The sequence below is a fragment of the Paenibacillus oryzisoli genome (assembly GCF_001653565.1).
Classification (GTDB): Bacteria; Bacillota; Bacilli; order Paenibacillales; family NBRC-103111; genus Paenibacillus_E; species Paenibacillus_E oryzisoli.
In genome coordinates this window covers 1-5,612 of the sequence record NZ_LYPB01000027.1, presented here as the reverse complement: position 1 = coordinate 5,612, position 5,612 = coordinate 1, and the positions used below count along the sequence as shown (strand labels likewise).

Below are 5,612 nucleotides of genomic sequence, written 5' to 3'. Positions count from 1 at the left end.
TCGAGATTTGGGGAGGTAGTCCCTTTTTATGTGTGAAAAAAGCTAGGTTTGGTGCGGGTTTGAGATTATGAAATTGACTCTATAATCGGACTATTTCTGCTTTTCCCCTTGAAATGCTGGAATTAGTTCGGAAAAATCGAACTAATTCCAGCATTTCAACAAATAAAACAGGCCATCCTAAAGTAGAATCATCCACTTCACAGAACAGCCTGTTATCATTCACTTTTCACTTACTCTTACTCTCACTCTTTCTTCTTCACCCTAATCGAGGCCAATGTTGCCCCCTCGGCCACAGAATGTCTTTTCGATTTGGACAATCCGATTCGCTGGGAGGTGTAGATACCCGAGTGACCGGAGAACAGATAGCTCACGATGCACGCCATGAACATGTAGAGGATCCCCTCGGAGCCGAACAGCTCCACACCCATGATGAAGCAAGCAAGCGGCGTGTTCGTCGCGCCACTGAATACGGCGATTAGCCCGAGCGCCGCTAAGAATGGCGCGGACAAACCCAACAGATCAGATAGCGAATTGCCCAAGGTGGCGCCAATAACGAACAGCGGGGTTACTTCCCCGCCGAGATAGCCAGCACCGAGCGTAAGCGCGGTGAATACCGTTTTCCACAAGAAGGCGAAGTGGGCTACCGGCTCTGCGAAAGCTTGCTGCAACAACGGAATGCCCAGCCCAAGGTAATCCCTCGTCCTGAATACCGTGACAAGCGCAATAATCACAAGGCCGCCGACAAAGGCTCGAAGTACCGGATTGGCAAATAGCCGCGTGTATAGCTTTTTCATCCCATGGGTGAGTTCGCTAAATAGAATGCTGGCTAATCCGAATAGAATCGACGCCAACACGACCTTGAGTATAACACCTGTGGATAAGTCGGGGACACTCCCCATCGCATAGTGAATATGGTGAATGCCCCATGCCGTGGTAACGAGATTGGCGACTACACTGGCAATAAAACAAGGGATCAGCGCCTGATATCCAACCATCCCAATGGCGGCCACTTCCAAGCCGAAGATCGTCCCCGCAAGCGGCGTCCCGAAAACAGAGCCGAACCCGCTGCTGATGCCGCACATGAGCAGGATCTTCCGATCCGCCTCGTCCACACGCAAGATGCGTCCTATCCATTCGGCAAAGCTTCCTCCCATCTGAACAGCCGTTCCTTCACGGCCTGCCGATCCGCCAAATAGATGCGTGACCAGCGTCCCTAAGAGCACCAATGGTGCCATACGGAAAGGAATCGCTTCCTTCCCTTCATACAACTGTTCGAGGATCAGGTTATTCCCCCGGCCCGAATTTCGACCTATTTTCAGATAGAGATAGGCCATCAACGCCCCGCCCAGAGGTAAGAGAAACAACAGCCATGGGTGATTCAATCGTTTCTCGGTAACAAGATCTAAACTGGCTAGAAACAGTGCCGAAGCGGAACCTGTCACTATGCCAACTAGGCTTCCATAGAAAATCCATTTGATGAACGAACCCATTAGTGCAATATGCAGAGACGCAGCGGCTTGCTCGAAAACTGCCCTCAGACGATGTTTCAACGTCATTCTCACCTCTCATTGAAGTCCTACTGTTGCAAGGGTCCGACTCGATCCATCAGATGCTTGCTTTCCGCGTTCAAGCCAATTATCGTTACTGTTTTATTTTGTTGCTCGTATCTTTGCATCGTTTTGGCAATCGCCGTCACGGCTGAATGATCCCACACATGCGATGCGCTGAAATCGATAACGATATCTTCCGGGTCATTTTTATAATCGAAAAGCTCCACAAAATGCGCCATCGTACCGAAGAACAGCTGTCCCGTTATCCGATACACTTTGGACCCATTCTTCTCCATACTAGCGTTAGCCTTAATTTTGGCAGATCGCCAACCGTAGACCAATGCACTCAAAATCACACCAGCTACTACGCCTAAAGCTAAGTCGGATGTAGCCAAAACAACGGCAACCGTCACGACCATAATCAACGCATCGCTCCGCGGAATTCTAGCTAACGTTCGAAGTGAGGTCCAATCGAAGGTCCCGATCGAGACCATGAACATGACACCCACCAGCGCTGCCATCGGAATCTGCCGAACGACATCGCCGAGAACCAGAATGAGGAAGAGCAGGAACACCCCGGATACGAACGTCGATAACCGCGCTCTACCACCGGATTTCACATTGATAACCGTTTGGCCGATCATCGCACAACCTGCCATCCCACCGAACAACCCTGAAACCACATTGGCAATCCCTTGGCCTCTGACCTCTTTATTTTTGTCGCTTTTGGTTTCTGTCATCTCATCTACGATCGTTGCTGTCATCAGGGATTCCGTCATCCCGACCACCGCAAGTGCTAAGGAGAATGGCAGCATTCGCCAAACGAGTTCAAACGACAGGTCAATTTGTGGAATATGGAAAAATGGCAGCTCTTGTGTGATTTTACCCATATCCCCTACCGTTCGTAGATCCAAATGCAGGCTTATAGCAATGATCGTCATAATAATAATAGCCACCAGCGGCGAAGGTACGGCCGTAGTAAATCTGGGCAATATATAGATAATCGCAAGCGTACCCGCAATCATCACTGGCATTTGCCAATTCGCTCCTTCAAAACTAGGAAACTGCGCCATGAAAATAATGATCGCCAAAGCATTCACGAATCCTGTCATGACGGAATGAGGGATAAAGGTGATAAATCGGCCGAATTTCAAAAGCCCCATCACATACTGGAGTACACCTGTCAGTATCGTCGCGGCAAATAAATACTCGATCCCGTATTTCGCCACAACCGGCCCCATTAACGAAGCCATTGCTCCAGTTGCCGCCGAAATCATTCCTCGGCGCCCACCTACAATCGAAATCGTCACCGCAATACAAAAAGAGGCATACAGCCCCACCATCGGGTCTACCCCCGCTAAGATCGAAAAGGCAATCGCCTCTGGAATCAGCGCTAAGGCGACCGTTATTCCCGCGAGAACATCCTTTCGGACGTTTGAGAACCACGCCATTTTAAACTTGTGAACCAACAACTTTTTCTCCACTCCTTCTTCCTTTTATTGACCTTTCAGTCTCAGAAAAGTCAGGTCCGCTCGTCAACTTGTCTCATTATACACAAATACGTGGCATCCCTCTAGATGAAAAGTAAAAAGCACAGCACACTCCATAGGAGCGCACTGTACTTAGCAAAGGGGCATCTGTTTGTCTTACGTTGCACTAACTGGCTTGGGATTGGTAACGACTTCGGTTTCTTCTTCCTCCGCTTGACCTACACGTTTGATGAAGAAGGACAAGACCAAACCAACAAGTGCAATACCAATAATTACGAGATAAGAATCATTTATCCCTTGAATCGATGCTTCTTTAATCATTTCCTTCGTAGCTGTAGCCGTTTTACCTGCTGTCATTAGCTCGATAACATGTGATTTGGTTCTCGTCGTCATCACGGTGATTAATAGGGCAGTTCCAACGCCGCCAGCCACTTGCTTGATCGTATTGGATATCGCAGTACCATGCGCATTCAGCCTTGCAGGCAATTGATTAAGTCCAGCCGTCGTGATTGGCATTAAGAAGAGCGCCATACCAAAGCGTCGTCCTGTAGACATGAGAACAAGATACGTATAACTTGTAGAATCCGTTAAATTAATGAAGCCAAGTGTGGTAATAATCGTAATGACCATACCAACAATGGATAACCACTTCGCTCCGAATTTATCGAATAGCTTACCAGCAACTGGCATCATCAAGCCCATCAGCAATGCGCCAGGGAGCATCAGAATACCGGATTCCAACGCGGTGTAACCACGAGCATTCTGCAGATACAATGGAAGCAGCATCATATCCGCATACATGACCATTGTGACTGCGATGTTGATTAACGTGGTCAAGGTAAACATGTTATGCTTGAAAGCCCTAAGATCTAGAAGTGGATCTTTAATAACCAGTTGACGCCATGTAAACAAAATTAATGCGACTACACCGACAACAATGGATAAGATGACCTCCATGCTGGACCAGCCTTTGCCGCCAGCACTACTAAAACCGTAAAGTAGGAAACCGAAACCGATGGTTGAAAGAATGGCACCCCACGTATCAATTTTGGGATACTGGCGCTCAGAGACATTTTTCAGATACATGAATGCAACACCAATGATGATAACAACAATAGGTATGATGCCATAGAAAAGAGTACGCCACGAATAATGTTCCAAAATATAACCAGCAAGAGCAGGACCAACGGCAGGGGCGAAAATGATCGCCAACCCAACCATCCCCATAGCTGCTCCACGCTTATCTGCTGGGAAGATTGTCAAAATAACGTTCATAAGTAGCGGCATGATAATACCTGCTCCCGCTGCTTGAATCAGACGCCCTGTCAACAATACCTCAAAACCTGGCGCCACAGCGGATACAATCGTACCGATGAGGAAAATAATCATGGACGCTTGGAACAGCTCCCGCGTCGTAAAGCGTTGCATCAGGAATGCAGTTATCGGAATCAAAACACCGTTAACCAACATATAACCAGTGGTCAACCATTGTCCTGTTGAAGCGGCAATATTGAATTCAACCATGAGTGGCGGTAAGGCAACGCTCATAATCGTCTGATTCAGAACGGCGATGAATGCCCCCAGAATCATAACGAATAACAGGGGACCTTTCTTAATAGAACTCGGATCAAATGCTGTAATTTTACTCATTTCACATATCCCTTTCCCATTCATTTTCATCTAATTGACAATGTGTTGTATAATAAACTCGATGTAAATAGTATTATAGTCATCAATGCTCATGTTCACAAGCAACAGCTTTTTTATAAATGTATATTAGTTAACAGTTTGCACGAATGTGTCGTCTACCACTTACATAATCCACACAACTTGCAGAAAATGTTGTCTATCCTAGAGAGAAAGAAGGTCGTTCTTTACTTATGACATCCAAATTACAACGAACAGATCCCCGCGTGCTTCGTACGAGGCTTTTGATTCGAGAAGCGTTTATTGAATTACTGCAGGAACTTGAAGTCGACAAAATCACCGTGAATCGCATTGCAGAACGAGCGACGATTAATCGCGTCACCTTCTATCTTCATTATCGAGACATACCCGATATGATTGATAAGTTGGCTGAAGAGATGATTAACGAAATCCATGCAATCTTAAAAGAGGCGCCAGATCCACCTGGTTTTCATATCCGGATCGTCCTGAATATGCTTGAACATATCGCGGAGAACTCTAATTTCTACAAGGTTCTTCTTGCTTCCAAACGTATTCCTGTATTCACGGAACGGCTCATGAAGCTGATCGCTGATTTTATCACGAATCGAATGGAGAAGCTGGAGGCTTCCTCAGCTTTGAATACGAAGGTGAAGAGGGATATCGCGATCTGGTACGGCTCTTCCGCTATCATTGGCACGATTGTCTTCTGGCTTCGCAACGATATGCCCTACACACCAGAATTCCTGGCTTCACAGCTTGCTGAATTGCTCCATCTCCCTCAAGTGGAATCTCCGTGAATCGCAGGCAGGCAAAGACTTCCACAAAAAAAAACTACGACTGACCAATTAACGCACAATACCTATTTTCAGCCTCTTTAAGGTATTTTGTTGGATTTCTTCTGAAG

General features: G+C 46.8%; 4 protein-coding genes. 1 reads left to right on the top strand and 3 read right to left on the bottom strand.

Annotation, left to right across the window (positions count from 1 at the left end):
* Positions 1 to 242: 242 nt before the first annotated feature.
* The 3 genes from A8708_RS00195 to A8708_RS00185 all read right to left on the bottom strand — a co-directional run bounded on the left by A8708_RS00195 (position 243) and on the right by A8708_RS00185 (position 4,690).
* A complete protein-coding gene (locus A8708_RS00195) occupies positions 243 to 1,490 on the bottom strand; it encodes a voltage-gated chloride channel family protein (protein WP_068661531.1) in 1,248 nt (415 codons plus the stop codon).
* An 86-nt stretch (positions 1,491 to 1,576) separates the two neighbouring features.
* Complete coding sequence (locus A8708_RS00190) at positions 1,577 to 3,019, bottom strand: SulP family inorganic anion transporter (RefSeq protein WP_420848515.1); 1,443 nt, start codon at positions 3,017 to 3,019, stop codon at positions 1,577 to 1,579.
* 177 nt (positions 3,020 to 3,196) lie between these two features.
* Positions 3,197 to 4,690, bottom strand: coding sequence for a DHA2 family efflux MFS transporter permease subunit (locus A8708_RS00185; RefSeq protein ID WP_068661529.1), 1,494 nt, complete (start codon positions 4,688 to 4,690; stop codon positions 3,197 to 3,199).
* Positions 4,691 to 4,920: 230 nt separating this feature from the next.
* Between A8708_RS00185 and A8708_RS00180 the strand changes: the two genes are divergently transcribed.
* Complete coding sequence (locus tag A8708_RS00180; RefSeq protein WP_068661528.1) at positions 4,921 to 5,505, top strand: TetR/AcrR family transcriptional regulator; 585 nt, start codon at positions 4,921 to 4,923, stop codon at positions 5,503 to 5,505.
* Positions 5,506 to 5,612 lie beyond the last annotated feature (107 nt).

What these genes read in the sequence shown, in the direction of transcription:
- A8708_RS00195 (WP_068661531.1), bottom strand. Translation starts at nt 1,490, where the DNA reads ATGGGTTCGTTCATCAAATGGATTTTCTATGGAAGCCTAGTTGGCATA.
- A8708_RS00180 (WP_068661528.1), top strand. Translation starts at nt 4,921, where the DNA reads ATGACATCCAAATTACAACGAACAGATCCCCGCGTGCTTCGTACGAGG.
- A8708_RS00185 (WP_068661529.1), bottom strand. Translation starts at nt 4,690, where the DNA reads ATGAGTAAAATTACAGCATTTGATCCGAGTTCTATTAAGAAAGGTCCC.